Origin of the sequence: Enterobacter sp. KBR-315C3_2022 (assembly GCF_041399425.1) — a bacterium.
GTDB lineage: Bacteria > Pseudomonadota > Gammaproteobacteria > Enterobacterales > Enterobacteriaceae > Enterobacter.
This window is the reverse complement of sequence record NZ_JBGKEB010000001.1, coordinates 244,944-261,676: the sequence shown is the minus strand read 5'-3', so window position 1 is coordinate 261,676 and position 16,733 is coordinate 244,944. Positions and strand designations below refer to the sequence as shown.

Annotated in this window: 16 protein-coding genes and 1 riboswitch; of the genes, 9 read left to right on the top strand and 7 right to left on the bottom strand. The window is 57.9% G+C overall.

The annotated features are described in order from the left end of the window. Positions 1 to 23: 23 nt before the first annotated feature. The 4 genes from fadD to AB8804_RS01330 form a co-directional block, all read right to left on the bottom strand. The gene (gene fadD / locus AB8804_RS01345) at positions 24 to 1,709 is read right to left on the bottom strand and encodes a long-chain-fatty-acid--CoA ligase FadD (RefSeq protein ID WP_371182222.1); all 1,686 of its coding nucleotides are present in this window, start codon (positions 1,707 to 1,709) and stop codon (positions 24 to 26) included. A 203-nt stretch (positions 1,710 to 1,912) separates the two neighbouring features. After that, positions 1,913 to 2,494: a Slp/YeaY family lipoprotein gene (locus AB8804_RS01340; RefSeq protein ID WP_371182219.1), complete on the bottom strand. Its 582-nt coding sequence runs from the start codon at positions 2,492 to 2,494 to the stop codon at positions 1,913 to 1,915. 37 nt (positions 2,495 to 2,531) lie between these two features. Beyond that, complete coding sequence (gene tsaB / locus AB8804_RS01335) at positions 2,532 to 3,227, bottom strand: tRNA (adenosine(37)-N6)-threonylcarbamoyltransferase complex dimerization subunit type 1 TsaB (protein WP_371182217.1); 696 nt, start codon at positions 3,225 to 3,227, stop codon at positions 2,532 to 2,534. Positions 3,228 to 3,293: 66 nt separating this feature from the next. Further along, positions 3,294 to 5,204, bottom strand: coding sequence for an ATP-dependent DNA helicase (locus AB8804_RS01330; RefSeq protein ID WP_371182215.1), 1,911 nt, complete (start codon positions 5,202 to 5,204; stop codon positions 3,294 to 3,296). A 133-nt stretch (positions 5,205 to 5,337) separates the two neighbouring features. On the opposite strand from AB8804_RS01330, the gene AB8804_RS01325 reads away from it, so the two are divergent. After that, positions 5,338 to 5,682, top strand: a complete 345-nt coding sequence (locus AB8804_RS01325; RefSeq protein WP_371182213.1) for a RidA family protein — start codon at positions 5,338 to 5,340, stop codon at positions 5,680 to 5,682. 6 nt (positions 5,683 to 5,688) lie between these two features. Here the strand turns inward: AB8804_RS01325 and AB8804_RS01320 are convergent, their stop codons facing one another. Beyond that, the gene (locus AB8804_RS01320; protein WP_371182211.1) at positions 5,689 to 5,874 is read right to left on the bottom strand and encodes a YoaH family protein; all 186 of its coding nucleotides are present in this window, start codon (positions 5,872 to 5,874) and stop codon (positions 5,689 to 5,691) included. A gap of 61 nt (positions 5,875 to 5,935) precedes the next feature. On the opposite strand from AB8804_RS01320, the gene pabB reads away from it, so the two are divergent. From pabB to sdaA, 3 genes are all read left to right on the top strand, one after another. Beyond that, on the top strand, positions 5,936 to 7,285 hold the full coding sequence (pabB, locus tag AB8804_RS01315; protein ID WP_371182800.1) for an aminodeoxychorismate synthase component 1: 1,350 nt from the start codon (positions 5,936 to 5,938) through the stop codon (positions 7,283 to 7,285). 3 nt (positions 7,286 to 7,288) lie between these two features. Continuing rightward, positions 7,289 to 7,867 carry a CoA pyrophosphatase gene (locus AB8804_RS01310; protein ID WP_371182209.1) on the top strand — a complete coding sequence of 193 codons (579 nt, stop codon included), beginning with the start codon at positions 7,289 to 7,291 and terminating at the stop codon, positions 7,865 to 7,867. 184 nt (positions 7,868 to 8,051) lie between these two features. Continuing rightward, positions 8,052 to 9,416 (top strand): L-serine ammonia-lyase, encoded by a 1,365-nt coding sequence (gene sdaA, locus AB8804_RS01305; protein ID WP_371182207.1) that lies wholly within the window; start codon positions 8,052 to 8,054, stop codon positions 9,414 to 9,416. A gap of 264 nt (positions 9,417 to 9,680) precedes the next feature. On the opposite strand, the gene yoaE is transcribed toward sdaA, so the two are convergent. Further along, positions 9,681 to 11,240, bottom strand: a complete 1,560-nt coding sequence (gene yoaE / locus AB8804_RS01300) for a CNNM family cation transport protein YoaE (RefSeq protein ID WP_371182206.1) — start codon at positions 11,238 to 11,240, stop codon at positions 9,681 to 9,683. Between the two features lie 461 nt (positions 11,241 to 11,701). On the opposite strand from yoaE, the gene manX reads away from it, so the two are divergent. The 5 genes from manX to mntP all read left to right on the top strand — a co-directional run bounded on the left by manX (position 11,702) and on the right by mntP (position 15,853). Further along, positions 11,702 to 12,664, top strand: coding sequence for a PTS mannose transporter subunit IIAB (manX, locus tag AB8804_RS01295; RefSeq protein WP_371182204.1), 963 nt, complete (start codon positions 11,702 to 11,704; stop codon positions 12,662 to 12,664). A 47-nt stretch (positions 12,665 to 12,711) separates the two neighbouring features. Continuing rightward, positions 12,712 to 13,512, top strand: a complete 801-nt coding sequence (gene manY, locus AB8804_RS01290) for a PTS mannose transporter subunit IIC (RefSeq protein WP_112012461.1) — start codon at positions 12,712 to 12,714, stop codon at positions 13,510 to 13,512. A gap of 12 nt (positions 13,513 to 13,524) precedes the next feature. Then, positions 13,525 to 14,376, top strand: a complete 852-nt coding sequence (locus AB8804_RS01285; RefSeq protein WP_006810994.1) for a PTS mannose transporter subunit IID — start codon at positions 13,525 to 13,527, stop codon at positions 14,374 to 14,376. Positions 14,377 to 14,429: 53 nt separating this feature from the next. Next, positions 14,430 to 14,888: a DUF986 family protein gene (locus AB8804_RS01280; RefSeq protein WP_371182200.1), complete on the top strand. Its 459-nt coding sequence runs from the start codon at positions 14,430 to 14,432 to the stop codon at positions 14,886 to 14,888. A 199-nt stretch (positions 14,889 to 15,087) separates the two neighbouring features. After that, positions 15,088 to 15,276: riboswitch (yybP-ykoY riboswitch) on the top strand. A gap of 10 nt (positions 15,277 to 15,286) precedes the next feature. Next, complete coding sequence (gene mntP / locus AB8804_RS01275) at positions 15,287 to 15,853, top strand: manganese efflux pump MntP (protein WP_371182198.1); 567 nt, start codon at positions 15,287 to 15,289, stop codon at positions 15,851 to 15,853. Here mntP and rlmA read toward each other — a convergent pair. Further along, positions 15,850 to 16,665 (bottom strand): 23S rRNA (guanine(745)-N(1))-methyltransferase, encoded by an 816-nt coding sequence (gene rlmA, locus AB8804_RS01270; RefSeq protein WP_371182197.1) that lies wholly within the window; start codon positions 16,663 to 16,665, stop codon positions 15,850 to 15,852. The two genes, mntP and rlmA, sit on opposite strands and share 4 nt — an antisense overlap. Positions 16,666 to 16,733: the final 68 nt, after the last annotated feature.

Below are 16,733 nucleotides of genomic sequence, written 5' to 3'. Positions count from 1 at the left end.
CGTCTGGGCGATTAGCGTGGAGCTCAGGCCTTATTGTCCACGTTGGCGCGGGCTTCGTCACGTAATTCTCGTCGTAATATCTTCCCGACGTTCGATTTCGGCAGTTCGACCCGGAACTCGACCAGCTTAGGCACTTTATATCCCGTAAGCTGGCGGCGGCAAAACGTCACCAGCTCCTCTTCGGTAAGGGCGGGATCTTTCTTCACCACAAAAATCTTCACCGCTTCTCCGCTGCTGCCGGAAGGCACGCCAACGGCTGCAACCTCCTGCACGCCGTGGTGCTGCATCACGACGTCTTCAATTTCATTCGGATAAACGTTAAACCCGGAGACGAGGATCATGTCTTTTTTACGGTCGACGATGCGCAGGAAGCCCTCCTCGTCCATAACCGCAATATCCCCGGTGTGCAGCCAGCCGTCCTTAATGATCTCATCCGTGGCGTCCGGGCGCTGCCAGTAGCCCAGCATCACCTGCGGCCCCTTCACGCAAAGCTCACCCGGTTCCCCCGGCGCGACCTCGTTATCCTCGTCGTCCACCAGCTTCGCTTCGGTAGACGGCACCGGCAGGCCAATGCTTCCGCTGTGGTAGTCGATATCGTGCGGGTTAACGCTGACCAGCGGGGCGCACTCCGTCAGGCCGTAGCCTTCCAGCAGATACTGTCCGGTGAGCTTCACCCAGCGCTCGGCGACCGCCTGTTGAACCGGCATGCCGCCGCCTGCGGAAAGATGCAGCGTGGAGAAATCGAGCTGCTGGAACTCTTTGTTGTTGAGCAGCGCATTGAACAAGGTATTCACCCCGGTCATGGCGGTGAACGGGTATTTCGCCAGCTCTTTCACCAGGCCCGGAATATCGCGCGGGTTGGTGATCAGCACGTTCTGACCGCCCAGTTCGATAAACAGCAGGCAGTTCATGGTGAGCGCAAAAATGTGGTACAGCGGCAGCGCGGTGATCACCAGCTCTTTACCCGGGTGCAGCAGCGGCCCGTAGGTCGCATTCACCTGCTCAAGGTTCGCCAGCATGTTGCGGTGCGTGAGCATTGCCCCTTTGGCGACGCCCGTGGTCCCGCCGGTGTATTGCAGGAACGCGAGATCTTCAGCCACGACCTCCGGCTTCACGTACTGCAACCGGTAGCCCGCGTGCAGCGCGCTGCGGAATGAAATTGCATCCGGCAGGTGGTACTTCGGCACCAGGCGCTTCACGTACTTCACGACGAAGTTGACCAGCGTGCCCTTGGCCGTGGAGAGCTGGTCGCCCATGCGGGTGAGGATAACGTGTTTAACCGGGGTTTTATCGACGACTTTTTCCAGCGTGTGGGCAAAGTTCGACACAATGACGATGGCCGCCGCGCCGCTGTCGTTGAGCTGATGCTCCAGCTCGCGCGGGGTGTACAGCGGGTTGACGTTCACGACGATCATCCCGGCGCGCAGGATGCCGAACAGCGCTACCGGATACTGCAGCAGGTTCGGCATCATCAGCGCGACGCGGTCCCCTTTTTGCAGCCCCAGCCCTTCCTGTAAATAGGCGGCAAACGCCCGGCTACGCTCTTCCAGCTTGCGGAAGGTCATGACCTCGCCCATGTTCACAAATGCGGGCCGATCGGCGTAGCGCCGTACCGAATGCTCAAATAATTCAATCAGGGATTGATAACGGTCAGGATTGATCTCCGCAGGGACATCCGCGGGATAACGGTTAAGCCAAACCTTTTTCAATGCATCACCTCTGAAATGAGTGTTCGTCGTCATCACAACCCCGATAATAAACAGTTTGTTAACATTATATTAACTCAGCGTACCAGTTTATTAATTGTTCGGATTTAAGGTTGCGAAGCGCGTCACTCTTTTTTTTCGTTTTATCCGTAAAAAAACAGAGACAGCGGCTGAGCCGCTGTCTCTTTCCTAACAATAACAGTAAGTTACTCAGTTACGATCGTCTGGACCTGCGCCGGGCCCGGGTTATACCAGCCCCAGCCCGGGTAGCCATAGCGGTACGGATGCGGGCCCCACATCCACGGATCGATCGGCTGCGGCGGCATGACAACCTGCTCGACAATCCGCCAGCGCTTGTAGCCGTTGACCTGCATGGTCATAAATTTGTACGGCGTGCTGCCGATTTTACCCTGCACCGTGCCGGTGATCGGGCCAACAACCGTCACCAGCTGTCCGCGGAAATCAACCGGATCGAGGAAGCCGCCGACGTCAGCGTAGATTCGCCCGCGTGAAGGTTCGCCCAATGCAGGCCGCGCGCCGCTGTCCAGCGGCACCGTGGCGATCTCAAGGCGGGTTTTGCCCTGCTGGTTTATCACCTCAACAACTTTACCGCCGAAGCGCGCCTCCTGCCCGACGTACAGCTCGGGGGCATTCATCACGCGTACCAGATCCTGCTGTGGCGTCGGGCTGCTGCCCTTAATCGCATCAGGTACGGTTACGCAACCGCTCAGTGCTATGGCAAACGCGCCTGCCATTATCAGGCGTAAAGCATTATTTTTAACCGCCATGGTGCGACTCCTTTTTCTCAGTTCCTGTTACTGAGATTCACTCGCGGCCCGGAAGTTTCTTCCACGCAACGGTGTTTCGCAAATAAACAGGCTCAGCATGCTCAACGGCCACGGTTTTTCCCGCCGCGAACAGCTGACAGGCGATGGGCAGCATGTCCTCTGCAGCGGGCAGGAGCATTTGGCCATCCACCAGCGTTAGCCCCGTGCCGCTGGCCATCTCTGGCCACGCTGGCCAGCCGGTTCCGACCGTCGCCCACTCGCCGGAGAGCTGCTTGAGGCGTTCGGTCACCGCTTCCGGCTTGAGCACCGCTTCGGTCTCTTCGCCGTGCCAGACGCCCTGCTCATCGCGGACGTACTCGGCCCAGTAGACTTCGCCCATGCGCGCGTCAATGGCGGCCAGCACGCGGGTCGCGCCGGTCATACGCCACGCGCCCTGCGCCATCGTTGCCAGCGTAGAGACGCCGATCATCGGCAGAGTTGCCCCCAGCGCCAGCCCCTGCGCAATGCCAATGCCAATGCGCACGCCGGTGAAGCTGCCCGGGCCGCGGCCATAGGCCAGCGCGTCAAGCCCGGCCAGGCTGGCGTTCCCTTCGGTGAGGATCTGTTTTACCAGAGGCAGGATCCGCTGGGTGTGTTCGCGCGGGCACTCTTCGAAATGCGCGCAGATAGCGCCGTCGTTCCACAGGGCAACGGAACAGGCTTCCGTTGCGGTATCAATAGCCAGAATTCGCATCAGTCGTCGCGCTCTCGCAATGGTCAGTCACAAAATGGCGCGCATCTTAGCACAGTTACGCACAAATTACTCCGCCGTTGGGTTCGCCAGGAAGCGGACCGCGCGTTTAATGTCCCGCGTGCGCGGCGCGGGCGGTAGGCTCGCGAGGAAGGTGGCGCCGTAGGGGCGCATCACCAGGCGGTTATCGCAAATCACCAGCACGCCGCGATCGGTAACGTCGCGGATAAGACGCCCTACCCCCTGCTTGAGGGTAATGACCGCATCGGGAAGCTGGACCTCGTCGAACGGATCGCCCCCGCGCAGCCGGCAGTCCTCCATGCGCGCCTTCAGCAGCGGATCGTCCGGAGAGGTAAACGGCAGCTTGTCGATGATTACCAGCGAAAGGGTATCGCCGCGCACGTCCACCCCTTCCCAGAAGCTGCTGGTCGCCACCAGAAGCGCGTTACCGGCGGAGACGAACTGCTGTAGCAGCTGGCCTTTGCTGGTTTCGCCCTGCAGCAGAACGGGCAGCGTCATGGTGGCGCGGAACTGCTCCGCCAGATCCCGCATCATGGCGTGGGAGGTGCAAAGCATAAAGCAGCGGCCGTTGTTGGCCTCGATCATCGGCCTGAGCATCGCCGCCAGATGGCGCGCCGCCCCCGGCTGGTTAGGCAACGGAAGATTGCGCGGAACGCAGAGCAGCGCCTGCTTTTCATAATCAAAGGGGCTCGGCAGCAGAAGCGATTCCGCCTGCTCGATGCCCAGGCGTTCGGTAAAGTGATGGAGTTCGTCGTTAACGGAGAGCGTCGCGGAGGTGAAAATCCAGCTCCCCGGCTTTTGCGCCATCACCTCTTTGAATTTGTCCGCCACGGTCAGCGGCGTCAGCGCCAGCGTGAAGTGGCGGGAGGTGCATTCGTACCAGTAGCTGTATCCGGGCTGATTAATCTCTTTCAGCCTTTTCAGCCGCGTGCGATAGAGCGTGGCGCGCTCAAAGGCGGCATCCAGCAGGGCCGAACGCCCGAGCGACAGTTTTGCCACGTCGTAGCAGAGCTCTAACGCGTCGTCGAGCAGCAGCAGCGCGCGCTGAATGTTTTTGTCCGCCAGCAGCTCGCGCAGGTTGCCCCGGTAGCCCGGCTCGCCGAGCTGCAGGCGGAAATCCTGCGCGCTTTGCGCCAGGCGGTCGGCGCACTTTTGCAGCTGCTGGGTGTCTTTGAGTTCCGTGCGGTAGGCAATGGTGAAATCTTTCGCCAGGTCCTGAAGCTGACGGCTGGAGAGCGACTGGCCAAAATACTGGCTGGCGATATCGGGAAGCTGGTGCGCTTCATCGAAAATCATGACGTCCGCTTCCGGGATAAGCTCGCCAAAACCGCTGTCTTTAACGACCATGTCGGCGAGGAACAGATGGTGGTTGACCACCACCACGTCCGCGTCCATCGCGGTTTTACGCGCTTTCACCACAAAACAATCTTTATACAGCGGGCAGTCGCTGCCGAGGCAGTTATCGTTGGTGCTCGTGACCAGCGGCCAGGCGGGCGAATCCTCCGGTACGCTGGCGCAGGTGCTGATATCACCCTCTTCGGTCTGGTTCGCCCACGCGCGCAGCACGATCACGTCGCTGAGGGTTTGCACGGGCAGATCGCCACCGGCCAGCGCCTGCTGTTCAAGGCGCTCGAGGCAAAGATAGTTCGAGCGCCCCTTCAGCAGCGCCAGGCGGCCTTTGTACTTCAGCGCTTTCGCCACCGTTGGCAGATCGCGGCTGTAGAGCTGATCCTGCAGCGCCTTCGATCCGGTGGAGATGATGACTTTTTTCTTCGCCCGCAGCGCAGGCGCGAGGTAGGCGTAGGTTTTCCCCGTGCCGGTACCGGCCTCAACCACCAGCGGTTGTGCTTTATCGATGGCGTGCGCAACGGCATGCGCCATCTGCCGCTGCGGTTCGCGCGGCTTAAAGCCGGGGATCGCCTTTGCTAACTGACCTTCGGGGGAAAAATCGTCTGCCACGGTGCTCTCTCACTGTATTTTTGCACAGGGATTATGTCAGCCCATCCTCTCGTGTGCCACCCCAAATAGTGACGGCGCGAGAACAATATGGCAGTCTTGCCGCCTGAATACGCTAAATAACGAGGAAACGTTTATGACAATTGTGCGCATTGATGCCGAAGCCCGCTGGTCTGATGTGGTGATTCATAACCAGACGCTTTACTACACCGGCGTACCGGCCAACCTCGACGCCGACGCCTTCGCGCAGACGGCCAACACGCTGGCGCAAATTGACGCCGTGCTGGAAAAACAGGGCAGCGATAAGTCCCGCATTCTGGACGCCACGATTTTCCTGGCGAACAAAGAGGATTTCGCGGCGATGAATAAAGCCTGGGATGCGTGGGTCGTGGCGGGTCACGCGCCTGTACGCTGCACCGTACAGGCCACGCTGATGAAACCGGAATATAAGGTAGAGATTAAGATTATCGCGGCGGTTTAAGCCCGATTACTCATCTTCATCTTCGTCTTCAAATCGCGCCACGATCCGTTCGCCGGTATGGCTGGCGCGAATTTCCTGCGCGACAACGGTTATCGCCTCGCCGCTGCTCATGCCCTGGGTCATCAGTTCCTGAATGCGCTCTACGGCTTTCTGCTGCTGCTCGTGGCTCAGAGAAGGTAAACCTGCAAACATCGTTAACTCCTGCTAAATTGTTCGCGCTAATTATTTCACGCTGCCCGGTAGTATGCCACACATGAACATGCGCTTCCCCACTGTTATTACCCTGCCCTGGCGCGCTGACGCCGCCGAGTTCTGGTTTGACCGCCTGAGCCATCTGCCGTATGCGATGCTGCTGCATTCCGGCCACGCGGATCATCCCTACAGCCGTTTCGATATTCTGGTCGCCGATCCGGTCAGCACGCTGACGACCCAGGGCGAGATCACGCAGACTGAACGCGGACCGTCCACGGACGATCCGCTGGCGCTGCTGCAGCAGGCAATTGACGCGCTGAACCTGTCCGCCCTGCCCGACGCCGATCTGCCGTTTCAGGGCGGCGCGCTGGGGCTGTTTGGCTACGATCTGGGCAGACGCTTCGAAACGCTGCCCGAAAACGCGGTAGGCGATATTTCGCTGCCGGATATGGCCGTCGGCCTGTACGACTGGGCGCTGATCGTCGACCACCGCAAAGAGGTCGTCTCGCTGGTGAGCCATCAGGATGCAAAAACGCGCCTGGCCTGGCTGGAAGCCCAGACGCCCGCCGAGCGCGAGGCTTTTACGCTCACCTCGCCATGGCGCTCAAACATGAGCGAGCAGGCGTATGCCGAGAAGTTCGAACGCGTGCAGAGCTACCTGCAAAGCGGCGATTGCTATCAGGTGAACCTCGCCCAGCGCTTTGAGGCGACCTACGCGGGCGACGAGTGGCAGGCGTTTAGGCAGCTTAACGCCAGCAACCGCGCGCCGTTCAGCGCCTTTATCCGCCTGGAGCAAGGCGCCATTCTGAGCGTCTCCCCGGAGCGCTTCATCCATCTGGCCGAAGGCATCATCCAGACGCGTCCGATTAAAGGCACGCTTCCGCGCCTGAGCGATCCCGACGCGGACCGCATGCAGGCAGAAAAGCTGGCCGCTTCGCCAAAGGATCGTGCAGAAAACCTGATGATTGTCGATCTGATGCGCAACGACATTGGCCGCGTGGCCGAGCCGGGAAGCGTCGCCGTGCCCGAGCTGTTCGTCGTCGAGCCCTTCCCTGCCGTGCACCATCTGGTCAGCACCGTTACCGCGCGGCTGCCCGCGTCGCGCTCCGCCTGCGACCTGCTTCGCGCCGCGTTTCCGGGCGGCTCCATCACCGGCGCGCCCAAGGTGCGGGCGATGGAAATTATCGATGAGCTGGAGCCGCACCGGCGCAGCGCCTGGTGCGGCAGCATCGGCTACGTGAGCCTTTGCGGCACGCTGGATACCAGCATCACCATCCGCACGGTCACCGCAAGCCAGGGCAAACTCTACTGCTCCGCGGGCGGGGGCATCGTCGCCGATAGCGAAGTTGGGGCTGAATATCAGGAAACCTTTGATAAAGTTAACCGTATCCTCAAGCAACTGGAGAATTGACGGGTGAAGAAAGAGAACCTGACGCTGGATGATTTTTTATCGCGCTTTCAGCTTTTGCGTCCGCAGGTGAGCCGGGAAACGCTCAATCGCCGTCAGGCCGCGGTGTTGATCCCCGTCGTGCGCCGCGAGCAGCCGGGCCTGCTGCTGACGCAGCGCGCGCCGCACATGCGCAAGCATGCCGGTCAGGTGGCTTTCCCCGGCGGCGCGGTCGACAGCACCGACGCCTCGTTAATCGCCGCGGCGCTGCGCGAGGCGCAGGAAGAGGTTGCCATTCCTCCCGAGGCCGTTGAGGTGATTGGCGTTCTGCCGCCGGTCGACAGCGTGACCGGTTTTCAGGTTACGCCCGTGGTCGGCATTATTCCGCCCAATCTTCAATACCATGCCAGCGTAGATGAAGTTTCCGCGGTGTTCGAAATGCCGCTGGAAGAAGCCCTTCGCCTGGGCCGCTATCACCCCCTGGATATTCAGCGCCGCGGACACGATCATCGGGTCTGGCTGTCGTGGTATCAGCATTATTTTGTCTGGGGCATGACGGCAGGCATCATTCGTGAGCTGGCGCTGCAAATCGGCCTGAAACCTTGACTATACTTTACATTCCGGAATTTGACGTAAGTTTGCGAGGCGCGTCTCAGCATTAGTAATTCAGGGCTAATTCATTAGTTTAATTCATGTGAATAGTTAAGCCGACGCTGACGTTCCCTCATACACTATGCGCAGTTAAAACATCGTTACCGAATAGTCTGGTAACCCTGTCAGGAGTGTGAAAGTGATTAGTATATTCGACATGTTCAAAGTGGGAATTGGCCCCTCTTCTTCCCATACCGTAGGGCCGATGAAGGCCGGTAAACAGTTCGTCGATGATCTGGTCGAAAAAGGATTACTGGAAAGCGTTACCCGCGTCGCCGTGGATGTCTACGGCTCGCTGTCATTAACGGGTAAAGGCCACCACACCGATATCGCCATTATTATGGGTCTGGCAGGCAATATGCCGGACACGGTTGACATTGATGCCATTCCGGCATTTATTCGCGACGTAGAAACGCGCGGTCGCCTGCTGCTGGCCAACGGCCAGCGCGAAGTGGATTTCCCGCAGGACGACGGCATGCGTTTTCGCAGCGACAACCTGCCGCTGCACGAAAACGGGATGACCCTCCACGCGTTTAGCGGCGACAAAAAAATTTACAGCAAAACGTACTACTCCATCGGCGGCGGTTTCATCGTCGATGAAGAGCATTTCGGCAAAGACAGCGCGAGCGACGTGAACGTGTCGTATCCGTTCAAATCCGCGACGGAAATGCTGGGCTACTGCAAAGAGACCGGCCTGTCGCTCTCCGGCATGGTGATGCAGAACGAGCTGGCGCTGCACAGCAAAAAAGAGATTGAAGACTATTTCACCAACGTCTGGCAGACCATGCGCGCCTGTATCGACCGCGGGATGAATACCGAAGGCGTCCTGCCGGGGCCGCTGCGCGTGCCGCGTCGCGCCTCCGCCCTGCGCCGCATGCTGGTGACGACGGACAAGTTCTCTAACGATCCGATGAACGTGGTGGACTGGGTGAACATGTTTGCCCTGGCCGTAAACGAAGAGAACGCCGCGGGTGGCCGCGTGGTCACCGCGCCAACCAACGGCGCGTGCGGCATCGTTCCTGCCGTGCTGGCGTACTACGATCACTTCATCGAGCCCGTCACGCAGGATATCTTTATTCGCTATTTCCTCGCGGCAGGTGCGATCGGCGCGCTGTACAAGATGAACGCCTCTATCTCTGGCGCGGAAGTTGGCTGCCAGGGTGAGGTTGGCGTCGCGTGCTCAATGGCGGCGGCGGGTCTGGCCGAGCTGCTGGGCGCAAGCCCGGAGCAGGTGTGCGTGGCTGCGGAAATCGGCATGGAGCACAACCTTGGCTTAACCTGCGATCCGGTTGCGGGTCAGGTTCAGGTGCCGTGCATCGAGCGTAACGCAATCGCCTCGGTAAAAGCGATCAACGCCTCGCGGATGGCCATGCGCCGTACCAGCGAGCCGCGCGTATCGCTGGATAAGGTCATTGAAACCATGTACGAGACCGGCAAAGACATGAACGCGAAGTACCGCGAGACGTCGCGCGGCGGCCTGGCAATCAAGGTGCAGTGCGACTAATCCCTCCTTTCGCCCATCCGCTACGGGTGGGCGAAATTTCCTCCCGCTTCTCGTCCCCCTGACGTTTCCCCACTACAATTTTTCAAAGATGCACGGCGTTCTCATGAGTCACTGTCTGTCGATGCTGGCTGTCGGCGGGCGGCTGTCCGCTTCGCTTTTGCATCACGGTAAGGGGTACTGGCCGGATAGATTGATGGCGGGGAGAGCTCCCCGCCAGCGCATCAGGGACACATGGTGCCCCTGATATCGTTGCGTTAGTAAAGGTTACTCTTCTTCGTCATGCGCCGATTGTTCTTTAACAATTCTGACCATATCAACGCGGTAGTCGTTGGCTTCAACGATCGTGATATGCAGCGGCGGCATTTCGATGACGTCGCCAACGCGCGGGATTTGCCCGTTCACGGCGATGACAAGGCCCGCCACGGTGGCAATGTCTTCTTCATCGTTCACCACGTTTTCGACGCCCAGCGTATGCGAGAGTGCGTGCAGATCGGTGGTGCCTTTCACCAGCCAGCCGTCGCCGTCCGCGACGATCTCCGGCGTTTCATCGGCATCCGGGAACTCACCGGCAATCGCTTCAAGCACGTCCAGCGGCGTGACCAGCCCCTGCACCACGCCAAACTCGTTGGTGACGATGACGAAGCTACCGCGCGCGCGGCGCAGCACGCCAAGCAGGTTGATCGGATCGAGCGTTTCCGGCACCACAATCGCAGGTGAGGCAGCGGCGATGGCTTCAACGTTCACGCCCTCTTCCAGCGCCACCAGCATCTCTTTTGCGCGGACCACGCCGATAATTTCGTCCAGCTCGCCGCGGCACACCGGGAACAGGCTGTGCGGTGAAGAGAGCAGCTGCTGTCGGATTTCATCCACGCTCAGGCTGGCATCGACCCAGCTGATTTCACCGCGCGGAGTCATAATCCCGCGCAGAGAGCGGGAGGCTAAAGAGAGCACGCCGTTAATCATGTAGCGTTCTTCTTCAACGAAGGCCCCTTCCGGTACCGGCACCGGATTGCGATTCTCGTTATCAGACTGCACGTTCACCTGACGACGACCGCCCATCAGGCGCAAAATCGCGTCGGCGGTACGGGCGCGCAGCGGCAGCGTAGACTGGTGCTTGATAAAGTTACGGCGCGCAATCTGGTTAAACAGTTCGATAACGATCGAGAAGCCAATCGCGGCGTACAGGTAGCCTTTCGGAATATGGAAGCCAAAACCTTCCGCGACCAGGCTCAAACCGATCATCAGCAGGAAGCTCAGGCAGAGCACCACCACCGTTGGATGTTCGTTGACGAATCGCGTCAGCGGCTTGGAGGCCAGCAGCATTACCGCCATGGCAATCACAACGGCGGCCATCATCACCGGGAGATGGTTCACCATACCGACTGCGGTGATCACGGCATCCAGCGAGAAGACGGCATCAAGCACCACGATCTGCAGTACCACCACCCAGAAGCTGGCGTAGCCTTTTCCGTGCCCATCATCGTGCTGACGGTTTTCGAGCCGCTCGTGTAGCTCCGTTGTCGCCTTGAAGAGCAGGAATATACCCCCGACAAGCATGATCAGATCGCGCCCTGAGAAGGTGTAATCCATCACGGAGAACAGCGGTTTTGTCAGCGTGACCATCCACGAGATAACAGACAGCAGCGCCAGTCGCATGATCAGCGCCAGCGAAAGGCCAATCAGGCGCGCTTTATCACGCTGCTTTGGCGGCAGTTTGTCTGCAAGGATGGCGATAAACACCAGGTTATCAATACCGAGAACGATTTCCAGCACAACCAGCGTGAGTAATCCCACCCAGATTGACGGGTCCATTAGAAATTCCATGACAAGCTCCTGCTAAAGGAATGACAAAACGGTGCCCGGCTAAGCGTGGGCAAATCGAAGGCAAACGGCGTTGAAGCGTGGCGAGAATCGCCGGTGTAAGAGGCGCGGGATGGCCTGAAGGATGACTGACGTCGGTGACGGTCCATATAGTGGGCTGTAGCCCTATACTCCTGATCGATTAAACGGAGGCTAAACATATCAGAGAGAATAATCTTTTGGCAAAGATTTACTTTCCTTTGCAATCGCTGGAAAAGACTAAATTTTCGCCGCGTAATTTCTATGTTACGAAACCTAAATTACGGATCTTCATCACATAAATTATTTTTTCACTGTCTAAAATAAATCGCGGAAGTCTTCGTTAATTTAACTCTAACCCTTATCTGAATCGATTCGGTGAGCGAATACGATTCTCAGTACGACTGCCCGGCAGGCGTATTAATGATAATAAAAGGAGGTAGCAAGTGACCATTGCTATTGTCATAGGCACACATGGTTGGGCTGCAGAGCAGCTACTCAAAACGGCAGAAATGCTGTTGGGCGAGCAGGAAAACGTCGGCTGGATCGATTTCGTTCCCGGAGAAAACGCCGAAACGTTGATCGAAAAGTACAACGCTCAGCTTGAGAAGCTGGATACCAGCAAAGGCGTGCTGTTTCTCGTTGATACATGGGGCGGCAGCCCGTTTAATGCTGCCAGCCGCATTGTTGTCGATAAAGAGCACTATGAAGTCGTCGCCGGGGTAAACATCCCAATGCTGGTGGAAACCTTCATGGCGCGTGACGACAATCCGTCGTTCGACGAGCTGGTGGCACTGGCGGTGGAAACCGGTCGCGAAGGCGTGAAAGCGCTGAAAGCACAGCCGGTTGAGAAGCCTGCCCCGGTTGCGGCAGCGCCGAAAGCCGCGGCACCGGCAAAACCGATGGGCCCGAACGATTATATGGTGATCGGCCTTGCGCGTATCGATGACCGTCTGATCCACGGCCAGGTGGCGACGCGCTGGACCAAGGAGACAAACGTCAAGCGTATCATCGTTGTCAGCGACGAAGTGGCCGCCGACACCGTGCGTAAAACCCTTCTGACCCAGGTTGCTCCTCCGGGCGTGACCGCGCACGTGGTGGACGTCGACAAGATGATCCGCGTGTATAACAACCCGAAATATGCTGGCGAGCGCGTGATGCTCCTGTTCACGAACCCGACAGACGTCGAGCGCATTGTTGAAGGCGGCGTGAAAATCACCTCCGTTAACATCGGCGGTATGGCTTTCCGTCAGGGCAAAACGCAGGTCAACAACGCCATTTCAGTCGATGCGAAGGATATCGAAGCATTCAACAAGCTGAATGCGCGCGGTATCGAGCTGGAGGCCCGCAAGGTTTCCACCGATCAGAAGCTGAAAATGATGGACTTGATCGGCAAAGTGGGGAAATAAGCCCGCGCCGGTTTTTCACATAAAGATAATGTAATAGGAGAAGTACAATGGAGATTACCACTCTTCAGATTGTGCTGGTGTTCGTCGTCGCATGTATTGCGGGTATGGAATCCGTACTTGATGAATTTCAGTTCCACCGTCCGCTGGTGGCCTGTACGCTGATCGGTGCCGTTCTCGGTGATATGAAAACCGGTATCATCATCGGTGGTACCCTGGAAATGATCGCCCTCGGCTGGATGAACATCGGTGCGGCGGTTGCGCCCGATGCGGCGCTGGCATCCATTATTTCTACCGTTCTGGTTATCGCCGGGCATCAGAGTATCGGTGCAGGCATCGCGCTGGCCATCCCTCTGGCCGCTGCGGGCCAGGTGCTGACCATCATCGTGCGTACTATTACCGTGGCTTTCCAGCACGCGGCGGATAAGGCGGCGGACAATGGCAACCTGACGGCGCTTTCATGGCTCCACGTCTCGTCCCTGTTCCTGCAGGCGATGCGTATCGCGATCCCGGCGGTTATCGTTGCGATCTCCGTCGGTACGAGCGAAGTGCAGAGCATGCTGAACGCCATTCCAGAAGTGGTGACCGGCGGTCTGAACATCGCGGGCGGTATGATCGTCGTCGTCGGTTACGCGATGGTGATCAACATGATGCGCGCAGGCTACCTGATGCCGTTCTTCTACCTCGGCTTCGTTACCGCGGCCTTCACCAACTTCAACCTGGTTGCGCTGGGTGTGATTGGTGCGGTCATGGCGATTCTCTACATCCAGCTCAGCCCGAAATATAACCGCGTAGCGGGTGCTCCGGCGCAGGCAGCTGGTAATAACGATCTCGATAACGAACTGGACTAGCAGGTGAGCGACATGGTTGATATGACAAAAACTACCACTGAGAAAAAACTCACTCCGGGTGATATTCGTGGCGTGTTCATCCGTTCTAACCTGTTTCAGGGTTCATGGAACTTCGAACGCATGCAGGCGCTGGGCTTCTGCTTCTCCATGGTGCCGGCGATTAAGCGCCTGTATCCGGAAAACAACGAAGCGCGTCGCCAGGCGATTAAGCGTCACCTGGAATTTTTCAACACCCATCCTTACGTAGCCGCGCCGGTTCTCGGCGTGACCCTGGCGATGGAAGAGCAGCGCGCAAACGGCGCCGAGATTGACGATGGTGCCATCAACGGTATCAAAGTGGGTCTGATGGGGCCGCTGGCGGGCGTGGGTGACCCAATCTTCTGGGGTACGGTGCGTCCGGTATTTGCAGCATTAGGTGCGGGTATCGCGATGAGCGGCAGCCTGCTGGGCCCGCTGCTGTTCTTCATTCTGTTCAACGCCGTGCGCCTGCTGACCCGCTACTACGGCGTGGCTTACGGCTACCGTAAAGGTGTGGACATCGTTAAGGACATGGGCGGCGGCTTCCTGCAGAAACTGACCGAGGGGGCGTCAATTCTCGGCCTGTTTGTCATGGGGGCGCTGGTTAACAAGTGGACGCACGTGAACATCCCGCTGGTGGTTTCAACCATCACCGGTCAGGATGGTCAGACCCGCGTGACCACCGTGCAGACGATTCTGGACCAGCTGATGCCTGGCCTGGTGCCGCTGCTGCTGACCTTCGCCTGTATGTGGCTGCTGCGTAAGAAAGTTAACCCGCTGTGGATCATCGTTGGCTTCTTCGTCATCGGTATCGCCGGGTACGCTGTCGGCCTGCTGGGCCTGTAAGAACGCGTTATGAGCCGGGGGCATGCCCCCGGTCTTTTTTTTCTGGAGGATGAATGACTGTCACGGACCTCGCACTGGTTTTATTTATTGCCGCCCTTCTGGCTTACGCCATCTATGACGAATTCATCATGCCCCGCCGCCACGGCGAGACGCTGCTCTCCCTTCCCCTTCTTCGCCGCAGCCGCGTCGACGGTTTTATCTTCGCCGGTCTGGTCGTCATTCTGATTTACAATAACGTCACCGCGCACGGTGCAATATTAACCACATGGTTATTATGTGCGCTGGCATTAATGGCCGTTTATCTTTTCTGGATCCGCACGCCCAAAATCATTTTCAAAAGCAGCGGCTTTTTCTTCGCCAATGCGTGGATAGAATATCGCCGCATTAAAGAGATGAATTTATCTGAAGACGGCGTGCTGGTGATGCAATTAGAGCAGCGCCGCCTGCTTGTGCGCGTTAAGAATATTGATGACCTCGAAAAAATATACAAATTAATGGTTGAAACTCAGTAAGTTACATCTCATAGCACTGGCTATATTTCCCGACATGTGGATGTAAAAAATATAGCCAAAGCTATAACCCTTCGATTAATTCACTTATATTTATTAACGATATACTCACCCTTAACTCTTAATGAAAATCGTTATCAATAAGTAAGATAAAATAAACTATCTCGTTTATTGTTTTATATTCTCAAATTATGTTAAGGTTGCGCCCGTCGTTGGGGAGTAGCCGATTTCCTGTTCGCAGGGAATGTACGTGTCAACATACTCGTTGAAAAACGTGGCACGTACGGATCGCACCGGGCACCTTTTGTGTAGTGCGATCAGGCGAGACCATAGATACATCAACTGCTGTTTACTGGGGGCAGTGATGTGTCATATGGATATCTCCCGGTCTGGATGCTGTTATGAATATCTCCGCTACAATTCTTCTCGCTTTCGGCATGTCTATGGACGCGTTTGCTGTCTCCATCAGCAAGGGCGCCACGCTCCACAAACCTAAATTTTCAGAAGCGCTGCGCACCGGCCTGATTTTTGGCGCAATTGAAGCCATCACCCCGCTGATTGGCTGGGGTCTGGGTATGCTCGCCAGCCAGTTCGTGCTGGAGTGGAGCCATTGGATCGCGTTCGTCCTGCTGATTTTCCTCGGCGGCCGAATGATGATCGAAGGTTTTCGCGGTAACGGTGATGAAGACGAGGAGCCGCAGCATCGCCACGGATTCTGGCTGCTGGTCACCACGGCGATTGCCACCAGCCTTGACGCGATGGCGGTAGGCGTCGGTCTGGCATTCCTGCAGGTGAATATTATTGCGACCGCGCTGGCCATCGGCTGTGCGACGCTCATTATGTCCACGCTGGGCATGATGGTCGGCCGCTTTATTGGCCCACTGCTGGGCAAGCGAGCCGAAATTCTGGGCGGTATTGTGTTAATCGGTATTGGCGCCCAGATCCTTTGGTCACACTTCGCCGGTTAACCTTCGCGCTGCCAGCAGTGGATGCTAAAGTCCGTCTGGCAGCGAAATTCTGTTTTGAGCGCTAGCGTTTCCCACACTTCCGGTTTTGCCCGCCACGCAAACGGCGTCATTTGCAGCAATGCAACGGCCTCGGTCCCCGTCAGGCACATTTCATACGCTACCGACTGCTCCTGCCTTAGCGCAAAGCCCGCGAGCTGTTCAGAGTGCGGCGCGTGCAGGCGCACGTCATCGTAGATCAGCCCTTTAAGCTCCATGAGATGGCGCGGTCCTGGCGTAACGGTGATCACCCAGCCGCCAGGCTTCACAACGCGCGCGAGCTCTTCGGCCTTGCAGGGCGCATAGATACGCACCACGGCTTCCATGCTGGCGTTCTCGAACGGCAGGCGGTGGCTGGAGGCCACGCAGAAGGTCACCGTTGAATAGCGCTTAGCCGCCGCGCGGATAGCCACCTTTGAGACATCCAGCCCGAACGTTTGCGCGCCCTTTTCAACTGCCACCGCCGCAAAAGCGCTGGTGTAATAGCCCTCGCCGCAGCCGATGTCCAGCAGCGCTTCAGATCCTGCCGTCAGCCTTTCCGCCAGCAGGGTCGACACGCGATCCCTGAGCGGCTGATAATGCCCGGCGTCCAGAAACGCGCGGCGCGCCTGCATCATCTCTGCGCTGTCACCCGGATCGCGAGATCGCTTGTGCTGAACCGGCAGAAGATTCACATACCCTTCCTTCGCCATATCAAACTGGTGCCCTTCAGGACAGGTGAAGCTTTTCTCAGCGCGCGTCAGGCGCGCGTGGCAAAGAGGACAGCTGAAAGACATGAATACTCCGGGAGGTGATGTAAAGGGCGAAAGTGTAACGCTATTCGCCCGGGTTATAAACGGCTGGA

Bases quoted from the DNA above. Each gene is read 5' to 3' on its own strand.
- AB8804_RS01340 (WP_371182219.1), bottom strand. From the start codon at position 2,494: ATGGCGGTTAAAAATAATGCTTTACGCCTGATAATGGCAGGCGCGTTT.
- tsaB (WP_371182217.1), bottom strand. From the start codon at position 3,227: ATGCGAATTCTGGCTATTGATACCGCAACGGAAGCCTGTTCCGTTGCC.
- AB8804_RS01325 (WP_371182213.1), top strand. From the start codon at position 5,338: ATGACAATTGTGCGCATTGATGCCGAAGCCCGCTGGTCTGATGTGGTG.
- AB8804_RS01320 (WP_371182211.1), bottom strand. From the start codon at position 5,874: ATGTTTGCAGGTTTACCTTCTCTGAGCCACGAGCAGCAGCAGAAAGCC.
- pabB (WP_371182800.1), top strand. From the start codon at position 5,936: ATGAACATGCGCTTCCCCACTGTTATTACCCTGCCCTGGCGCGCTGAC.
- yoaE (WP_371182206.1), bottom strand. From the start codon at position 11,240: ATGGAATTTCTAATGGACCCGTCAATCTGGGTGGGATTACTCACGCTG.
- manY (WP_112012461.1), top strand. From the start codon at position 12,712: ATGGAGATTACCACTCTTCAGATTGTGCTGGTGTTCGTCGTCGCATGT.
- AB8804_RS01285 (WP_006810994.1), top strand. From the start codon at position 13,525: ATGGTTGATATGACAAAAACTACCACTGAGAAAAAACTCACTCCGGGT.
- AB8804_RS01280 (WP_371182200.1), top strand. From the start codon at position 14,430: ATGACTGTCACGGACCTCGCACTGGTTTTATTTATTGCCGCCCTTCTG.
- mntP (WP_371182198.1), top strand. From the start codon at position 15,287: ATGAATATCTCCGCTACAATTCTTCTCGCTTTCGGCATGTCTATGGAC.
- rlmA (WP_371182197.1), bottom strand. From the start codon at position 16,665: ATGTCTTTCAGCTGTCCTCTTTGCCACGCGCGCCTGACGCGCGCTGAG.